Here is an 18,188-nt window from a genome sequence, read left to right on the forward strand (position 1 = left end):
GGGCTACTGCTGCAGGACCGCCACGTCCTCGTCCGCCTCGGGGACCTCGACCGTGCCCCGGTCGTCCGGCAGGGTCTGGATGGTGAAGCCGGGGACGCCCTCCTCGGTCGCCGCGAGGGTGCGGGCGGCGTAGACGGGCGTGTCCGTGAGAGGTTCCACCGTCAGGGCGTAGGTGCCCTTCAGGCCTGCCGGGACGGGGAGTTCGACGTCCTGGGTCGTACCGGACCTGATCGTGTACGTCTTCGACGCGGCCGTTCCGCCCTCGCTGCCCGCGGACGCCGTGACCTTCACCTTCGCGGTGCCCTTCGGCGCGGTCAGGGAGAGGGTGGTGCCCTTGGCGGTGTTGTCGGCGGCGGACGCGCGCGTGCCGACCGGCGCGGACGCGGGGATGAACGCCGACTCCTGCTTGTTCCCCTTGCCGCGCAGGACCCGTACGGCCGCGACGACCGGCACCGACTGGTCCGTGGGCGTCAGGACCAGTGAGCCCGCCTCGCCGCGGGTGACGTCACCCAGGTCGACGGCGGCGGTCATGCCCGCCTTGACGTGCAGCGTCTCGTGTCCGGCGGGGGTGATCAGGCCGGTCGGGGAGGCGAGCTGGACCTTGAGGTCGGCGTCGGCGTCACCCGGTGCGTAGGCGACGAGCCGGACGGCCGTGGCGTCATCGGGGATGCCGGGGACGACCAGGCTGGGGGCCGGGTCGGTGGTGGCGGCCAGCCAGTCGCCGCCGAGTTTGTCGTCCAGGGCCTGCACCGAGGCGCCGACGCGGCCGCTGCGGATGTTGACGTGGACGGTGAGGTCGTCCTGCTTCTCGTCGGTGAGCGTGGACAGCAGGACCGGTTCGCTGGAGTGCGGCGGGACCGTGATGCCCTCCCCCACCGTGGTCTGCACGGCGCCGTCCTTGCCGTAGATCTCGATGTCGGCGACGGCGGCGGAGTCGTCCGGGTTGGTGAGGTGGACGTAGTCGGTGCGGTCGGCGGCCGTGCTGACGCCCGGGAACCAGAACTCCGTGTCCGCCGGGGTGCAGGTGACGCCCTGCAGGCCGCGGCCGCTGCCGGCGGCGACCTCGGTGGTCTCCTGGACCGTCCAGCCGGGCGCGAGCTTGCCCTCGGCGGTGCCCAGGAGCGCGGGCGCCTCTCCTCCGGAGGTGTCCCCGGTGGCGGGGGTGCCCGGCGTCTTGGGGGTCACGACGGGCTTCGCGGCCTTCTTCCTGCCCTTGCCGCCCGCGCTGTCGTCCGTCGCATCCTCGGTGGCGGCGACGAGTTCGGCCGTGCCGTCGCTGCCCGTGCCCTTGGTGACGGGCGTGAAGGACGTGTACGCGGTCTCGGCGATGTCGGAGGTGCTGGGCGCCGGGCAGAGCAGACTCGTGCGCTCCACGGGCAGTACGGCGGCCGCCTTGGCCGTGTCGCCCGTGCCGGAGGCGGGCTCGTTGAGTGTCGCGAACCCGGTGACGGCGGCGAGCGCGGCCGTGCCGGCGATCAGGGACAGGGTGGTGCGGTTCACTGCTGGCTCCCGTCGGGACGCTCGCTGCCGGTGCCGGTGCCGTGGGGGGGCTGCTGCGTCGGGTCGTAGGCGGGGTCGTAGCCCTGGTTGCCGTAGCCCTGGTCGTAGCCGTACGTCTGCTCGTACGGCGCCTGCCCGCCCTGTCCGTCGTAGGTGTAGGGGTCGTACTGGCCGGCCTGGTAGGGATCGTAGGACTGCTGGTCGTAGGTGCCGGCCGGGTACTGCTGGGTGCCCTGGTACTGCTCGCCCTGGTAGCCGCCGTACTCGGCGTCCGCGTAGGTCGGCTGGTTCCAGTCGTCGTAGGACTGCTGCTGCGGCACCCCGGCCGGGACCTCCTCCGCCGGCTCCTGCTGGGCCGGCGGGGAGGGGAAGTCGTCGTGCTGGGCCGCGGGTTCGTCGGACTCCTCGGCCTGGGCGCGCAGGCGGCGGGCGCGGCGGCCCTCGCCTTCGGCGGCCTGGGCGGGGATCGGCTGCTCCTCGGGGAGGTCGTCGTCGACGTCGCGGCGGCGGCCGGGCAGGGCCAGGACGATCAGGACGAGGGCGAGGAAGCCCTGCGCCCACAGCCAGGCGGTGTGTGTGAAGGGGTCGTCGTAGGTGACGTCCAGCGTCCCGCCGGAGGCGGGGAGTTCGAAGCCCTGGGCCCAGCCGTCGACGGTGGTGCGGGTGAGGGGCTTGCCGTCCAGCGTGGCGGTCCAGCCGTCGGCGACGGCGTCGGCCAGGCGCAGGACGCGGCCGTCGGAGCCGGCCGGGATCGTGGTGTGGATGTCGACCGGGCCCGCCGCGACCGGAGTCGCCGTGCCCTTGCCGGAGGAGGCGACGATCGCCGCGCGGGAGACCTCCTGGTCGACGCGCCACAGGGCGCTGCCGTCCTGCTGGCTGAGCCGGCTCAGGCCGGGCGTGGCGTCCAGGATGCGGGTGACGTCGCGGGGCGCGCCCTTGTGGACGAGGACGTAGCGCACGGCGAACTTGCCGAGTTGGTCGCTCTGGTCGGCGCCGGAGCCCGCGACGAGGTTGGCGACCACCTTGTCGAGCGTGGCGTTCTCCCCGTCGGCGACGCTGAGTTCGGCGTCGCCGAGGCGGGCGCCGGAGCCACGGACCAGCATGTAGTCGACGTGGGCGGCGGAGTCGCTGTCGAGGACGAGGGTGCGGGCCTGGTCGCGGGTGCCGGCCTCCTCGGCGACGAACGCGGGCACCTGGACGGGGTCGCGGCGCTCCAGGGGGCCGTCGGCGCCGCCGATCATCCAGCCGGCGGCGAGCAGGAGGGGGCCCGCGGCGGAGGCGAAGGCGATGAGGGCGGCGACCGGCTGGCGCCAGCCGAAGCTCTGCTCGGCGACACGCGCGCGTGCGCCGTCGGCGCCGATGACGGCGGCGGCCAGGAGGGCGATGCCGTAGACGAGGGTGGCGGGTCCGGCCCAGGTGGAGCTGTTGGACAGGGCCGCGAAGACGAGGGCCACCAGGGCGACCGCCCAGGCGGTCCAGATGCCGAACTGACGCTCGCCGCGCAGCAGGGCGGCGAGGGCGGCCAGGACGATGCCGATGAGCATCAGCCCGTCGACCGTGCCGGGTCCGCCGGGGCTGGCGGCGAGCAGGTCGAGCGCGGAGGCGGTGGACGGGCCGTAGTCCAGGCCGGCCTGGGTGAAGAAGCCGAACGGGAGCAGGGACAGCGACCAGGGGGCGAGGATCAGCAGGGGGGTGCCGAGCTGGGCCAGGAAGCGCAGGCCGTAGGCGGTGATGTCGGTGCGGCGCACGGCCAGGACGGCGAGGCCGAGGACGAGCGCGAGGGGCCAGACGATCGGCGTGAACGCGGTGGTGATCGTCAGCAGCAGCGCGTACGCCCAGGTCGCGCGCCAGCTGCCGCGGGCACCCGAGGTCCTGGTCAGGCCGCCGGCGGCGGCTCCCGCGCGGGCCATGAGCGGCAGCAGGACGGCCAGGACGGCGGTGCCGACGCGGCCGCCGGCGAGGGCGCCGGTGGCGGCGGGCAGGAAGGCGTAGACGACGGCGGCCCACGCGCGCAGGAGGCGGGACCCGACGATCGGACGGGAGGCGAAGTAGGCGGTGAACCCGGCCAGCGGCACCGAGCAGACGAGCAGCACGGTGAGGGCGAGGCCGGTCGAGCCGAGCAGCAGGGTGGCGAAGGCCGCGATGATCGCCAGGTAGGGCGGGGCGGACGGGGTGCCGCCCGCGCCGACCGGGTGCCAGGCGTCGATGTAGCGCGACCACAGTTCGGAGGCGTCGGCCGGGGCGGGCAGCAGGGCGCCGCCGGCGAGGGCGCCGCCGCCCAGGAGGTTGCGGCAGGCGACGAGGGAGACCAGCAGCAGGACGAGGAAGAGGACCGGGCCGGGTTTGCGGGCGATGCGCTTGAGGCGGGCGAACTGCTCGATGTCCAGGAAGTCGGCGTCGTCGCCGCCGGGCCCGGACTCCAGTCCGCCGCCGTGCCGTCCGGCGCCGTTCGCGGTCTCCGGGTCGTCGGCGCCGAAGAGGTTGCCGGCGACCTGTTCGACGCTGGCCCGCACGGTGGCGCCGGGCGGCGGGAACAGGGGGCGCAGCTCGCCCTTGTCGATCTGCGGTGTGCCGCGGCTGCGCCGTCCGGCGACGATCCGCTCGGGCCGCAGCAGGGTGCCCAGCAGGCCGCGGATCTCGTCGACCGCCTGGCCGGGGACCTTGCCGACGAGGTAGGCGACCGTGCGCAGCAGCGTGCCGAGGACCACCCGCAGCAGGATCCAGGGCAGCAGGGCCGTACGGCTGTTGACGAGGAGGGTGTAGACGGCGCCGGCCTTGTCGACCTTGTGCGGGGAGGCCGTGGTGCGGCCGGCGCAGTCGACGGTGCGGCGCTCGCGGGAGGCGGCCTCGGCGTGCCGTACGACGGCTTCGGGGGCGATGAGGACGCGGTGGCCGGCGGCGGTGGCGCGCCAGCACAGGTCGACGTCGTCGCGCATCAGGGGCAGGCGGCGGTCGAAGCCGCCGAGTTCCTCGAAGACGTCGCGGCGGATGAGCATGCCTGCGGTGGAGACCGAGAGCACGGGCCGGACGTGGTCGTGCTGGCCCTGGTCCTGCTCGCGGCGGTCCAGGCCGGTCCAGCGGCGGCCGGAGGAGGCGATGGTGACGCCGACCTCGAGGAGCTGACGGCGGTCGTACCAGCCGCGCAGCTTGGGGCCCACGACGGCCACGTCGTCGCGGCCCAGTTCGAGTTCGTTCTCCACGACGCGCAGGAGTTCGGCCAGCGCGCCGGGTTCCGGTGCGCAGTCGTCGTGCAGGAACCAGAGCCACTGGACGGGCTCTCCGTGCGGGAGCTCCGGCATGTCGTAGGTGTCGTCACGCCACGTGCGCGTGACGGGGTCCCAGCCGCTGGGCCGCTTCAGGTAGGGCAGTTCCTCGGGGGTGAGGACCGGGGCGGTGCGGTTGGCCTCCTCGACGGCCTGGCCGAATCCGGTACGGCGGGCGAGGTGCAGGACGCGGTCGTCGCCGAGGGCTTCGGTGACCAGCCGCGCGGAGTCGTCCGAGCTGCCGGTGTCGGCGGCCATGACGAACTGGACGGGGCGCTCCTGGCCGAGCAGCCCGGCGAGCGCGTCGGGCAGCCAGCGGGCACCGTCGTGGGAGACGAGGACCGCGGTGACGACATGCCGCGGGAACTCGGGCGGGCGGGTCGGGTCGAACGCGGCCGGGCCATACCCGGCGGTGGCAGTGCCGGCTTGGTGGCCTGCCGTGTGGCTGTGCACGGACATCGAGGTACGGGCCCCGGTTCGATGGACTGCGGTGGACGCCTGCGCCGCGTGCGGGCGGCGGGGTGTCTCGGACGAGCGACCACACTATCGGCTGGGCAGGACGGCGGCCCGCCGCCTGTGGACAACCCACTTGCGACGGGCCGTTCGGAGCCTCGTCCGCCCGTGCTGCGGGGTGGTTCTCAGACGGCCGCCTTCTTCAGCCTGCGGCGCTCCCGCTCGGACAGGCCGCCCCAGATGCCGAAGCGCTCGTCGTTGGCGAGGGCGTACTCGAGGCACTCGGAGCGGACCTCGCAGGCGAGACAGACCTTCTTGGCCTCGCGGGTGGAGCCGCCCTTCTCGGGGAAGAAGGACTCGGGATCGGTCTGGGCGCACAGGGCGCGCTCCTGCCAGCCGAGTTCCTCGCCCGCGTCGTCGACCAGCAGTTGCTGCACCAGCTCGGTCATGTGCGCCCCTCGCTCTGTCTTTCGCGTCCCCGTGTACATGGCCGTTTACCGATGTCGGTGACATGGCCCATTACCGATGCCGGCTGAACGACACGAGTGAAATTACAAGTGTGCTGCTCCGGGCGAGTCAAGCCGAGATCTGCTATTGAGCCCCTTATTCACTCTGCGGAACCAAGGCCGTGCGGTAAGTGTTCAAATCGCCATAAACCTTGACACGCAGATGAGGCCCTGCGAGGGCTTCGGGCCCCCACAGCGCTTGTACGGAGAAGGACGCCCAGAAGTTCGATCCCGTTGCGACACGCGCGCGGAACGAGTTGTGCCCCATGTGTCCCGGTGACCGGGTGCGCAAACCTTTCACCTCGGAGATGCACCGGATGAGGTGAACGGCGTCCCGCATACCGGGCGCCGAGTTGACATCGGCAGGTGTGAACCGGTGTCCTAGTGGGCATGCTCGCGAACTCGGCACTCACCTCGACCCGCTCCGTCGGGTCCCACGGTGCTGCCCGCGCTCGCTGTAGCTGTTGTTGCTGTTCCAGCTGTTGAGCCTGCCCAGCGCTCCGGCTGCCCCTTCCGAGTCCACCGCGACCCGGCTGCCGTTTCCCTTCGGCCCGCACCAGGGCACCCCTGTTCCACCCGTGATCCGGGCGGACGGCACATGAGACCCAGCCCCCCTTCTTCCGCCGAGGAACCACCCACCCCATGAACAGCGACAGCGACCTCCAGATCGCCGGCGACATCCTCGAAGTCCCGCACCTCCTGCAGGCTCCGCGCGAGCACCCGGTCACCGTGGCCGAGTTCGTCGGCCTCGCCCGCTCCCTCGCCGCCGACCGTGACCAGTGGGCACACCTGGTCCGGTACGACGCCACGACCCGCTGGTACCACCGGCTGCGCACCGGCCCGGGCTACGAGGTGTGGCTGCTGTCCTGGGTGCCCGGCCAGGGCAGCGGACCGCACGACCACGGCCACTCCTCCGGGGTGCTGACCGTTCTGGAGGGCGAGCTGACCGAGCACACGGAGCGGGGCAAGCGGGTACTGGGCGAGGGGGCGCAGCGGGTGTTCGCGCCGGGGTACGTGCACGAGGTGGTCAACGACGCGCTGGAGCCGGCGGTGAGTCTGCACGTGTACTTCCCCGGGCTCACGGAGATGCCCATGCTCCCCCAGTCCCGGCTTCGCTCGGCCGGGGGGACCCCCATCGCCTGCGCCGCCGGCGAGACGTACGACGAAGTGGACGCCGTCAGCGCCTAGCGGGCGTCGGGGCACGGGGCCGGGACGCTCGTACGGGCGGTCGGGTTGTCCACAGGCCGGCAGTTGTCCACATCCGCCCGGCGGGTTGTCGTCGCAGCCTGCGAGACTGGCTCCCATGCGCATTGTGGTTCTGGCAGGCGGCATCGGCGGTGCCCGGTTCCTGCGCGGTCTGAAGCGGGCCGTGCCGGACGCGGACATCACGGTCATCGGCAACACCGGCGACGACATCCATCTCTTCGGGCTGAAGGTCTGCCCGGACCTCGACACGGTGATGTACACGCTCGGCGGCGGCATCAACGAGGAGCAGGGCTGGGGGCGGGCCGACGAGACCTTCCATCTGAAGGAGGAGCTCGCGGCGTACGGCGTCGGGCCCAAGTGGTTCGGGCTGGGCGACCGGGACTTCGCCACGCACATCGTGCGGACGCAGATGATCGGCGCCGGGTATCCGCTGAGCGCGGTGACCGAGGCGCTGTGCGACCGGTGGAAGCCGGGGGTGCGGCTGATCCCGATGACCGACGACCGGGTCGAGACGCATGTCGCGGTCGAGGTCGACGGTGAGCGCAAGGCCGTCCACTTCCAGGAGTACTGGGTGCGGCTGCGGGCGTCGGTGCCGGCGGAGGCGGTCGTGCCGGTCGGAGCCGAGCAGGCGAAGCCGGCGCCGGGGGTGCTGGAGGCGATCGCCGCGGCGGACGTGGTGCTGTTCCCTCCGTCGAACCCGGTGGTCTCCATCGGCACGATCCTCGCCGTGCCCGGCATCCGCGAGGCGATCGCCGAGGCCGGGGTGCCGGTCGTGGGCCTGTCCCCCATCGTCGGCGACGCGCCCGTGCGGGGCATGGCCGACAAGGTGCTCGCGGCGGTCGGCGTGGAGTCGACGGCCGCGGCGGTGGCCGAGCACTACGGCTCGGGGCTGCTCGACGGCTGGCTCGTGGACACCGTCGACGCGGGCTCGGTGGAGCGGATCGAGACGGCCGGCATCCGCTGCCGGGCCGTTCCGCTGATGATGAGCGATCTCGACGCCACCGCGCGGATGGCTCGGGAGGCACTGGCTCTGGCAGAGGAGGTACGGGGGGCATGACCGCTGAGAGGGCTTACCGCGTCTGGGCCGTGGCCGGACTGCCCGAGGTGCGGGCCGGGGACGACCTCGCCAAGCTGATCGCCGTCGCCGAGCCCGGGCTCGCCGACGGGGACGTGCTGCTGGTGACCTCGAAGATCGTGTCCAAGGCGGAGGGGCGCGCCATACGGGCGGACGACCGGGAGGCCGCGATCGACGCCGAGACCGTGAGGGTCGTGGCACGGCGCGGGACGCTGCGGATCGTCGAGAACCGGCAGGGGCTGGTTCTGGCCGCGGCGGGTGTCGATGCCTCCAACACCCCCTCCGGGACGGTGCTGTTGCTGCCCGAGGATCCGGACGCGTCCGCCCGGGCGATCCGGGAGGGGCTGCGGGAAGCGCTCGGTGTCGAGGTCGGCGTCGTCGTCACCGACACCTTCGGGCGGCCCTGGCGGGCGGGGCTCACGGATGTGGCGATCGGCGCCGCCGGGGTGCGGGTGCTGGACGATCTGCGCGGGGGCACGGACGCGTACGGCAATCCGCTGAGCGCGACGGTCGTCGCGACGGCGGACGAGCTGGCGGCGGCCGGGGACCTGGTGAAGGGCAAGGCGGCCGGGCTGCCCGTGGCCGTGGTCCGGGGGCTGGCGCATGTGGTGGCCGAGGGGGCCGGGCAGGGGGCGCGGACGCTTGTGCGGGAGGCGCGGGAGGACATGTTCCGGCTCGGGACCTCGGAGGCGGTGCGGCTGGCGGTCACTCAGCGGCGCACCGTGCGCTCCTTCACCGACGAGCCGGTGGATCCCGGGGCGGTACGGCGGGCGGTCGCCGCGGCGGTGACGGCGCCGGCGCCGCACCACACCACGCCGTGGCGGTTCGTGCTGCTGGAGTCGGCCGAGTCACGGACCCTGCTGCTGGACGCGATGCGGGACGCGTGGATCGCGGATCTGCGGCGGGACGGGAAGTCCGAGGAGTCGATCGCCAAGCGGGTGCGGCGGGGTGACGTGCTGCGGAACGCGCCGTATCTGGTGGTGCCGTGCCTGGTGATGGACGGGGCGCACACGTACGGGGACGCGCGGCGGGACGGGGCCGAGCGGGAGATGTTCGTCGTGGCGGCCGGGGCCGGGGTGCAGAACTTCCTCGTCGCGCTGGCCGGGGAGCGGCTGGGGTCGGCGTGGGTGTCGTCGACGATGTTCTGCCGGGATGTGGTGCGAAAGGTGCTGGAGTTGCCGGAGGGGTGGGATCCGATGGGGGCGGTGGCGGTGGGGCATGCGGCGGAGGAGCCTCGGGCTCGGGGCGAGCGGGGGGTGGGAGGCTTCATTGAAGTGCGGTGAGGCGGAGGGAGAGGGGCTTCGTGTGGCGCGCCCGTCCGCCTGCTGGTTCGTGCGTTGCTCGGGGGGCCTGTTTCGGTCACGTGGAGTCGCCCGCACTCTCGTAGGGTTCTCTTTCCCCTCGTAGCTTCTTCCTTTCGATCCCTTAGGACCTCGGCTGTGTCAGGACGATTTGCTCCCCGGACCACGCGTACGACCGTGCGCGGGGGGCATGCCGGTGTGCCCGCTGGGGTGCCTCGGCCGGTCCGGGGTGGCGGTGACGGGCCGGCGCGGGTGCGGGAGTGGGTGCCGGAGGGGGCGCTCGATCTGGGGCTGGTGCTGGGGCCGTTGCGGCGGGGGCCCGGGGATCCCACGTTCCGGGCGATGCCCGACGGGTCGGTGTGGCGGGCCAGTCTGACGCCTGTCGGGCCTGGGACGTTGCGGGTGTCGGCGGTTCCCGGCGGTGGGGCTGTGCGGGGGGAGGCGTGGGGGCCGGGGGGAGAGTGGCTGTTGGAGCGGTTGCCCGACCTGCTCGGCGCCTCCGACGAGCCGGAGGCGTTCGTGCCTCGGCATCGGGTGGTGGCGATGGCTCGGCATCGGCGGCCGGGGTTGCGGTTGACGCGGACCGGATTGGTGCTGGAGTCGTTGATTCCGTCGATTCTGGAGCAGAAGGTCACGACCGACGAGGCGTATCGGGCGTGGCGGTTGCTGGTGCGGAAGTTCGGGGAGCCGGCGCCGGGGCCTGCGGCGGGTGGGCGGCTGTGGGTGATGCCTGCGGCGCGGACGTGGGCGCTGATTCCGTCGTGGGAGTGGCATCGGGCGGGGGTCGACAACAAGCGGGCGTCGACGATTCTGCGGGCCGTTCGGGTGGCGGGGCGGATGGAGGAGGCGGTGGGGATGGGGCCGGAGGAGGCCCGGGCTCGGTTGGAGGTGGTGCCGGGGATCGGGCCGTGGACTTCGGCGGAGACCGTGCAGCGCAGTCATGGGGCGGCGGATGCGGTGACCGTGGGGGATCTGCATCTGCCGGGGATCGTGGGGTGGGCGTTGGCTGGGGATCGGGGGGCGGACGATGCGGTGATGTTGGAGTTGTTGGCGCCTTATGCGGGGCAGCGGCATCGGGCTGCTCGGTTGATTCTGTTGAGTGGGCGGGTTCCGGAGCGGAGGGCTCCGCGGATGCGGCGGGGGGATATCGGGGCGCTGTAGGGGTTTCGCCCCCGCCGCCCTTACCCTTCCCGTCCCCAGGGGCTCCGCCCCTTCGACCCCGGCGGGGACTGCGTCCCCTGCACCCCTCGCGGGGCTCCGCCCCCGCACCCCGCTGGGGGCTGCGCCCCCAGACCCCGCTTCGGCCCTGAACGGGCCTCGTCCTCAAACGCCGGACGGGCTGAAATGCCCTGACCGGCATCGAGAAGCGAAGCCCCCACGGGTGGGTGGGGGCTCGGGACGGCACGGCCCCCGCCTTGAACTCCCAACCGGCTGAAATGACCTGACGGCACCAGGAAACCCCCACCGGTCGCTGGGAACTCGGGACAGCACGGCCCCCGCCTTGAACTCCCCGACCGACTGAAATGACCTGACGGCACCAGGAAACCCCCACCGGTGGGTGCGGGCTCGGGACGGAACCGTCTCGGCCTTGAACTCCAGACGGGCTGCCATGACCTGACGGCACCAGGAAACCCCCACCGGTCGCTGGGAGCTCGGGACAGTACGGCCCCGGTCTCACCCGACCGATGGGCTCTGAGGTCCTGGACCGCGCCTTGGCGTGGTCGGCGGGGTTACTGGTCCGAGGAGAAGCGGAGGGCGCCTGCTGGGATGCGGGCGTCGCACCAGACTCTTGCACCCTCGCGGAGTTCGTTGTCGGGGCCGATGACGGCACCGTCGCCGATGACCGTGCCGGTGAGGACGGAGCGTTCGCCGACTCGGGCTCGGGTGCCGATGAGGGAGTCGGTGATGACGGCGCCTGGTTCGATGACGGCGCCGGGGAGGATCGTGGAGCCGAAGACCCTCGCGCCTTCCGCGACGAACGCGCCCTCGCCCACGACCGTGCCGCCCGTCAGCTTCGCGTCGGCGGCGACCCTTGCCGTCGGGAGGATCAGACGGTCGCCGCAGCGGCCGGGGACCGCAGGGGACGGGGCGCGGCCGAGGACCAGGTCCGCCGAGCCCCGTACGAAGGCCGCGGGGGTGCCGAGGTCCAGCCAGTACGTGGAGTCCACCATGCCCTGGAGGTGGGCGCCGGCGGAGAGGAGGTCGGGGAACGTCTCGCGTTCCACCGAGACCGGGCGGCCCATGGGGATCGTGTCGATGACCGAGCGGCGGAAGACGTACGCGCCCGCGTTGATCTGGTCGGTGACGATCTCCTCGGGGGTCTGGGGCTTTTCGAGGAAGGCCAGGACCCTGCCCGTCTCGTCCGTGGGGACCAGTCCGTACGCCCTCGGGTCCGTGACCTTGGTGAGGTGGAGGGAGACGTCCGCCGACGTCGCCTCGTGTGTCGCCACCAGCCTTCTGATGTCCAGGCCGGTGAGGATGTCGCCGTTGAAGACCAGCACCGGGTCGTCGGGGGCCGAGTGCAGGCGGGACGCCACGTTGCGGATCGCGCCGCCCGTGCCGAGGGGTTCGTCCTCCGTCACGTACTCGATGTGGAGGCCCAGCGACGAGCCGTCGCCGAAGTACGGTTCGAAGACCTCCGCCAGATAACTCGTCGCGAGGACGATGTGGTCCACGCCCGCCGCCTGCGCCCGCGCCAGTTGGTGCGTGAGGAACGGCACCCCCGCCGCCCTGACCATGGGCTTGGGCGTGTGCACCGTGAGCGGGCGCAGTCGGGTGCCCTTGCCGCCGACCAGGAGGATCGCTTCTGTCACCTTCGTCTCTGCTTCCTGCCGGGACCGGCCGAACTGTCATTCGACCGGCCAGTGTATGCAGACCGTTGTGTGGCGCTTTCCAGGCCGTGCGGTGTTCCGTCCCAGTCCCAAGGAGACTGTCCCCCCGACGGCTGACGAAATGTGCCCCCAGCTGGATGTGTTCTCCGGCCGTTCGGGTGCAGGCGGTTGCGGTCCGATGCCGGCGGTCCTCGCCGCCCGTGGTCCCTCCGGGGGCCGCTCCAGGCCCCCGGAACCACCGAACCCGGGCCCGCCTCAGCGCCCCTGATAGTGCGCCGCGGTCGAGCGGGCCGAGCCGAGCTTGCCGTAGAGCTGCTTTCCGGGGCATTCCGTGGCGAACCCGTCCCGATGACCTGAGATCACATTCAGTCGTACGTTCTTTCCCCTCGGGTAGAGATTGCCACCTCCGGACTTCAGGTATGTCTTTCCTTTCGGATTCGCCCCGAACAGACCGAGTTTCCATGCCGTCAGCCGCGCGATGGCCGTGACCGTGGCCGAGTTCGGCTTGGCGGAGGAGAAGGTGCCGAGGACGGCGATCCCCATGCTGTTGCTGTTGAACCCGAGGGTGTGAGCGCCCATGACCGCCTTCGTCACGCCCCCCGCGCGGCCCTCGTAGATGGTGCCGCACTTGTCGACGAGGAAGTTGTAGCCGATGTCGCGCCAGCCCATGCTCCGCACGTGGTAGCGGTAGATACCGCGGATGACGGACGGGGCCTGGGAGCACTTGTAGTTGTTGCCGGTCGCCGTGTGGTGCACGAAGGCCGCCTTGACCGTCGACGTGTAGCGGAATCCCGTCTCCCGCAGGCTCTCGTCGGCGCCCCAGCCTCGGCGCGTGACGATGGCCGGGCGCGGACCGATGTACGGCTTCGCCCGCCGGCTCTTCGTCGACTCGCTCCCGTGGGGGGAATTGGGGGAGATGAGTTCGCGGCTGGTCTGGTCGCGGCTCAGGGCGGGGAGTTCCAGGGGGGCGGGGGCCGCCTCCTGGGCGTTCGGTACGGCGGCTTGTTCGGCGTTCGGTACGGCTCTGGTGCGCGGGGGGCCCACCGGGACGTGGGTCGGGGTGGGGGCGCCGGGGTCGACCAGTTCGAGGCGCAGGCCGGTCGGGAGCGGGGCGGGGGCGGTGAGGGTGCGGACGCCCCTGCCGGTCTCCTCCGTACGGCTGCGGGTGTCGGGGTGGACGCGGACCTCGACTCCGTCGGAATCGCCGACCCACAGGGGGGCGGTGGCGCCGCGGACCCGGCCCGAGGAACGTTCGGCGGTGTCCGGGTCGGCGCCGTGGTCGGCGTTGTGGGTCTCCACGTCCTGCCAGCCGGACCAGGCGTTGCCGCCGGCCGGGCGGGTGCGGACCTGGACGCGGGCTTCGAGTTCGGCGTCCGGGTCGTCCCAGATGACGCCGAGGAGGGAGAAGCGCCTCACGTCCCGACGGGACAGGCCCTGGTCGGCGTTGCCGAGGGCACGGTCGCGGGTGAGGGAGGTGAGGGGGCTGAGGGGCAGCGACTGGGTGCTGCCGGGGAGGGAAGTGGCTCTGGTGTCGGCGATGTCGGCGATGCCGGCCTCCGCGGTCGGCGCCGGTCGCACTGCCGCCGCCGTGGCGGGCGACGTCAGTGGGAGGGCGAGGGCGGCCGCACAGGTGACACCGATCGAAGTAGCAAGCAATCCACGCATGCGAACGATCCTGGACATAGTCATACATATCTGTCCATCGGGGATTTGACGGGCCGTCGGGCGCGTTCCGCCGAATCGGTGGCCGCGCCGCCGGCCGGCGTTCGGCCGAACCGGTGGCCCGTCGGTGGGTGCCGGGGCGGGTCGGCGCGTACGCTTGCGCGGGTGAACGCCACCGATCGCACCCCTGCCGACCTGCTGCGTTCCGCGCTCGCCGCGGATCCCGCGCGCCCCCTGGTGACCTTCTACGACGACGCCACGGGTGAGCGGGTCGAATTGTCCGTGGCCACCTTCGCCAACTGGGTGGCCAAGACCTCGAATCTCCTCCAGGACGGGATGTCCGCCGAGCCCGGTGACCGGGTCGCGTTGCTGCTGCCCGCGCACTGGCAGACGGCGGTGTGGTTGCTGGCGTGCGCGTCGGTGGGGGTGGTCGCGGATGTGGAGGGGGATCCGGCGCGGGCGGACTTCGTCGTGGCGGGGCCGGGGCGGTTCGAGGCGGGGATGGCGTGTGGCGGGGAGCGGTACGCGCTGACTCTCGCGCCGCTCGGACGCCGGTTCGTGCCGGCGCCTCCGGAGGGGTACGCGGATTACGCCGTGGAGGTTCCGACGTTCGGCGACCGGTTCGTGCCGTACGCACCCGTCGATCCGGAGGCGGCGGCACTGATCGTCGCGGGGGCGGAGTACACAGGGGCGGAGATCGTGGAGCGGGCGCGGGCCGAGGCGGGCGGGTTGGGGTTGACGGGGCCCGGCTCGCGGTTGCTGTCGGGGTTGCCGTACGACACGTGGGAAGGGTTGAGCGCGGGGCTGTACGGGCCGTTGGCGAGTGGGGGGTCCGTGGTGCTGTGCCGGAATCTGGAGCGGGCGGGTGAGGAGGCGGTGGCTCGGCGGATCGAGAGTGAGCGGGTCACGGCGACGGCCAGGTAGACCTGCCCGGGGTTCTCTCGCCCCCGCCGCCCTTCCCCTGCCCCTTCCCCTGCCCCTTCCCCTGCCCCTTTCCGCTCCCCAGGACTCCGCCCCTGAACCCCGGCAGGGCCTGCGCCCCATGCGGTCCGCGGTCGGGGTCACCCGTTCGGAGTAGGTCCGGCCGCCGGGTGGGGCAGGGGGCGGCATCGTCGTAGGAGGGGCACGACGTGCTCGTACGGGCTACCGGATGCGGGAGGGGTGAGCCAGGCGTGGGACGTCGCGGGGACATGGGGGGCCGGGTGTCCGCCGGGCGGGGGGCCCGGCGGCGGTGGATCGGGTGCGGGGTGGGGGCCGTGGTGTTGTTCGCGGCCGGGAGCGGGGGTGTCGGGTGGGTGCTGTACGCGAACCTCGACGGGAACATCACGCCCGACGAGGCGGCCGCGGCGGAACTCGAGCGCTATGCGAAGGAGCGGCCGACGTCGTTGGTGAAGGACGCGCAGAACGTGCTGGTGATCGGGTCGGACTCGCGGGCCGGGGACGACAACGGGCGGTACGGGACGGACTCCGGGACCGAGCGGTCGGACACCACGATCCTGTTGCACCTGTCCGGCGGGCGGCGCAGCGCCACCGCGGTGTCGGTCCCCCGCGATCTGATGGTGGACGTGCCGTCCTGTCGGCGGCCGGACGGGACGCGGACCGCGTCCGGGTTCGCGATGTTCAACCACGCGTTCGAGACGGGAGGGTCGGCCTGCACCATCCGGACCGTGGAGAAAATGACCGGCGTGCGGATCGACCACCATGTCGTCGTCGACTTCAGCGGGTTCAAGGACATGGTCGACGCCGTCGACGGGGTCACGGTGTGTCTGGAGGATCCGATCGCGGACAAGGCCGCCGAGCTGCGGCTGCCCGCCGGGAAGGTGACGCTCGACGGAGAGCGGGCGCTCGGGTACGTGCGGGCCCGCAAGTCGCTGGGGGACGGCAGCGACACCGAGCGGATGGAACGGCAGCAGCGATTCCTCGGGGCGCTCGTCCACAAGGTGCAAAGCGATGACGTCCTGCTGAATCCCGTGAAGTTGTATCCGGTGCTGGACGCGGCCACGTCCTCCCTCACCACCGACCCGGATCTGGCGAGTCTGCGCGGACTCTACGAACTCGTGCGCGGCCTGCGCGACATTCCTACCGAACGTGTGCAATTCCTGACCGTTCCACGGGAGTCGTACGTCCACAACGCCAATCGCGACCAACTCATGGAGCCCGAGGCCGGGAAACTCTTCGAACGGCTGCGCACCGACGCCCCCGTGGCGGTTTCTCAGGAACTTCCCATGAATTCGGGCTCTGCGGAGTCGGGTGATCACGGACCGTACGGGCGGCGGGCCGCCTCCCCCGCCGCCTCTCCCTCACCACCGGCCCCTACGTTCCGCGGGAACACGGCCGTCGAGGACGGCTGCGGGTAAAGCGCTTGCCAAGGCGAGGCCTTGTAACCGAGTCCGGTCCAAGGAAATGGGCTGGATTGCCCGGTTGTAGGGACGTGGAATTTGTCACGGCCGTCGCCCCACGTTGAACTGGGCGGATAGTGTGAGCGACCCGGTGCACCCAACCGCGAGATCCGTCCTGGGGTCGTGCACTGATTGACCGAGTGAGACTGAGTGACCTTGACGACCCGAGCGCCTTTTGAGGGGGAAAGGCGCCGCGTGGCCCCGACGGAGGATTCGGAAACCGTGGACGCGCAAGGCCGTGGGCGGGCGGACAGCATCGATCCCGCAGACCAGTGGGTGCTCAATCCGAACACCGGCGAATACGAACTGCGACTGACTCCTTCCGCACCGCAGTCGGCGGTGCCCGGACCCCGCAGAGCCGCCTCGGGGGCGGCAGCGGCGGCAACCGGTGCGCCGGGTGCCGCGCGGGGCCGTCCGGGGCCGCCGGACCGGGAGTCGCCGGAGGGGGCGCCGGACCGGGTGCCGGGGCCGCGACGGCGGCGCGGGGCTCCGGAGGAGCCGCCGAGCCGGCGCGGGCGCCGACCGGTGAAGAAGAAGTCGAGGGCGAAGAAGATCCTGCTGTGGACCGGCGGGACGATGGCCTTCGTGCTCGTGGGCTCGGCCGCGGCGGCCTACCTCTATCTCGAGCACCTCAACAACAACATCACCTCCGTCTCCGACGACGGCGCGAGCACCGGTGGCTTCAGCACGGACAAGGCGATCAACATCCTGCTGATCGGCACCGACAAGCGCACCGGCGCGGGCAACACCAAGTACGGCGACGCCAACAGCGTCGGTCACGCGGACACCACGATCCTGCTGCACGTCTCCAAGGACCGGACGAACGCGACCGCGCTGAGCATCCCGCGCGACCTGATCGTGGACGTCCCGGACTGTCCGACCACACAGGCGGACGGCACCACGAAGGTCATCAAGGGTCAGGAGAACGTCCGCTTCAACACCAGCCTCGGCCAGGAGGAGCGGACGCCGAGCTGCACCGTGCGGACGGTCACCGAGCTGACCGGGATCCAGGCGGACAACTTCATGGTGGCCGACTTCAACGCGGTCAAGACGCTGAGCACGGCGGTCGGCGGCGTGGAGGTGTGCCTGGCCAAGGACATCGACGACGCGGACTCGCACCTGAAACTGTCCAAGGGCACCCACACCATCGAGGGCGAGCAGGCGCTGGCGTTCCTGCGCACCCGCCACTCGGTGGGCTTCGGCGGCGACCTGAGCCGGATTCAGCTGCAGCAGCAGTTCCTCAGTTCGCTGATGCGCAAGCTGAAGTCGAACGACACCCTCACCAGCCCCACCAAGATGATCAAGCTGGCGGAGGCGGGCACCAAGGCGCTGACCGTCGACTCCCAGCTCGACAGCATCGGCAAGCTCAAGGACCTGGGCCTGGAGCTGGGCAAGCTCAATGTGAAGAACTTGACCTTCACGACCGTGCCGGTGGTCGACAACCCGGCGGAGAAGGTCAAGGCGACCGTCGTCCTCAACGACTCGACGGCACCCACCGTCTTCCAGATGATCAAGGACGATGTCTCCTTCACCGAGGTGAAGCAGAAGGCGGCGGCCTCCAAGGACGCGGCCTCCGCCGCGGCCGCCGCCCGGCTCAAGGGAACCAAGTCCGCCGCCTCCGAGGTCCGGGTGCGGGTCATGAACGGCGGAGCCCCGGCCGGCAGCGCACAGGAGACTCTTAACTGGCTGCAGAATGATGAGGGCGTGACGAAGTCCGAGAACGCGGGCAACGCGCCGGAGGAACTGAGCAGGACGACGCTCGAGTACGACCCCGACCAAGCAGACCAGGCACGCAGGCTCGCCGCCATCATGGGGCTGCCCGGCACCGCGCTGAAGCCGGGCGAGAGCGTCCTCAACGCCCAGGGGCTGCCGACGATGACGTTGACGCTGGGCAAGGACTTCAAGGGCGCGGGCGTTTCGCTCACGGCAGCGGCGAAGGTGCCGGACACGGTCCAGAAGTCCACGGCGGACAAGGTCGAGTGCGCCAAGTAG

At 71.9% G+C, this 18,188-nt stretch carries 12 protein-coding genes; 7 read left to right on the top strand and 5 right to left on the bottom strand.

Going from position 1 to position 18,188, the window contains the following annotated elements:
- Nucleotides 1–3: 3 nt before the first annotated feature.
- From ACIBVL_RS21750 to ACIBVL_RS21760, 3 genes are all read right to left on the bottom strand, one after another.
- Nucleotides 4–1,500 carry a DUF5719 family protein gene (locus tag ACIBVL_RS21750; protein ID WP_399098898.1) on the bottom strand — a complete coding sequence of 499 codons (1,497 nt, stop codon included), beginning with the start codon at nt 1,498–1,500 and terminating at the stop codon, nt 4–6.
- Nucleotides 1,497–5,222, bottom strand: a complete 3,726-nt coding sequence (locus tag ACIBVL_RS21755) for a glycosyltransferase (RefSeq protein ID WP_399098899.1) — start codon at nt 5,220–5,222, stop codon at nt 1,497–1,499. The genes ACIBVL_RS21750 and ACIBVL_RS21755 overlap by 4 nt, the downstream gene beginning before the upstream one ends.
- A gap of 179 nt (nt 5,223–5,401) precedes the next feature.
- Nucleotides 5,402–5,665, bottom strand: coding sequence for a WhiB family transcriptional regulator (locus ACIBVL_RS21760; protein WP_030792866.1), 264 nt, complete (start codon nt 5,663–5,665; stop codon nt 5,402–5,404).
- Nucleotides 5,666–6,364: 699 nt separating this feature from the next.
- On the opposite strand from ACIBVL_RS21760, the gene ACIBVL_RS21765 reads away from it, so the two are divergent.
- The 4 genes from ACIBVL_RS21765 (at nt 6,365) to ACIBVL_RS21780 (ending at nt 10,465) form a co-directional block, all read left to right on the top strand.
- Entirely contained in the window at nt 6,365–6,910 is a 546-nt protein-coding gene (locus tag ACIBVL_RS21765) for a cysteine dioxygenase (RefSeq protein WP_399098901.1), read from the top strand.
- A gap of 115 nt (nt 6,911–7,025) precedes the next feature.
- The gene (gene cofD, locus ACIBVL_RS21770; protein ID WP_399098903.1) at nt 7,026–7,985 is read left to right on the top strand and encodes a 2-phospho-L-lactate transferase; all 960 of its coding nucleotides are present in this window, start codon (nt 7,026–7,028) and stop codon (nt 7,983–7,985) included.
- Complete coding sequence (locus ACIBVL_RS21775) at nt 7,982–9,286, top strand: coenzyme F420-0:L-glutamate ligase (protein ID WP_399098904.1); 1,305 nt, start codon at nt 7,982–7,984, stop codon at nt 9,284–9,286. The genes cofD and ACIBVL_RS21775 overlap by 4 nt, the downstream gene beginning before the upstream one ends.
- 156 nt (nt 9,287–9,442) lie before the next feature.
- Complete coding sequence (locus ACIBVL_RS21780; RefSeq protein ID WP_399098905.1) at nt 9,443–10,465, top strand: DNA-3-methyladenine glycosylase family protein; 1,023 nt, start codon at nt 9,443–9,445, stop codon at nt 10,463–10,465.
- Nucleotides 10,466–11,034: 569 nt separating this feature from the next.
- On the opposite strand, the gene ACIBVL_RS21785 is transcribed toward ACIBVL_RS21780, so the two are convergent.
- Together ACIBVL_RS21785 and ACIBVL_RS21790 are read right to left on the bottom strand one after the other, a co-directional pair.
- Nucleotides 11,035–12,117 (bottom strand): sugar phosphate nucleotidyltransferase, encoded by a 1,083-nt coding sequence (locus ACIBVL_RS21785; protein ID WP_399098906.1) that lies wholly within the window; start codon nt 12,115–12,117, stop codon nt 11,035–11,037.
- A 273-nt stretch (nt 12,118–12,390) separates the two neighbouring features.
- Nucleotides 12,391–13,800 (bottom strand): N-acetylmuramoyl-L-alanine amidase, encoded by a 1,410-nt coding sequence (locus ACIBVL_RS21790; protein WP_399098907.1) that lies wholly within the window; start codon nt 13,798–13,800, stop codon nt 12,391–12,393.
- Nucleotides 13,801–13,962: 162 nt separating this feature from the next.
- On the opposite strand from ACIBVL_RS21790, the gene ACIBVL_RS21795 reads away from it, so the two are divergent.
- The 3 genes from ACIBVL_RS21795 to ACIBVL_RS21805 all read left to right on the top strand — a co-directional run bounded on the left by ACIBVL_RS21795 (nt 13,963) and on the right by ACIBVL_RS21805 (nt 18,188).
- Nucleotides 13,963–14,721: a TIGR03089 family protein gene (locus ACIBVL_RS21795; RefSeq protein WP_399098908.1), complete on the top strand. Its 759-nt coding sequence runs from the start codon at nt 13,963–13,965 to the stop codon at nt 14,719–14,721.
- Nucleotides 14,722–14,987: 266 nt separating this feature from the next.
- A complete protein-coding gene (locus tag ACIBVL_RS21800) occupies nt 14,988–16,154 on the top strand; it encodes an LCP family protein (RefSeq protein WP_399099475.1) in 1,167 nt (388 codons plus the stop codon).
- Between the two features lie 264 nt (nt 16,155–16,418).
- Nucleotides 16,419–18,188, top strand: coding sequence for an LCP family protein (locus tag ACIBVL_RS21805; RefSeq protein WP_399098909.1), 1,770 nt, complete (start codon nt 16,419–16,421; stop codon nt 18,186–18,188).

This window comes from Streptomyces sp. NPDC049687 (genome assembly GCF_044465285.1).
Lineage (GTDB): Bacteria > Actinomycetota > Actinomycetes > Streptomycetales > Streptomycetaceae > Streptomyces.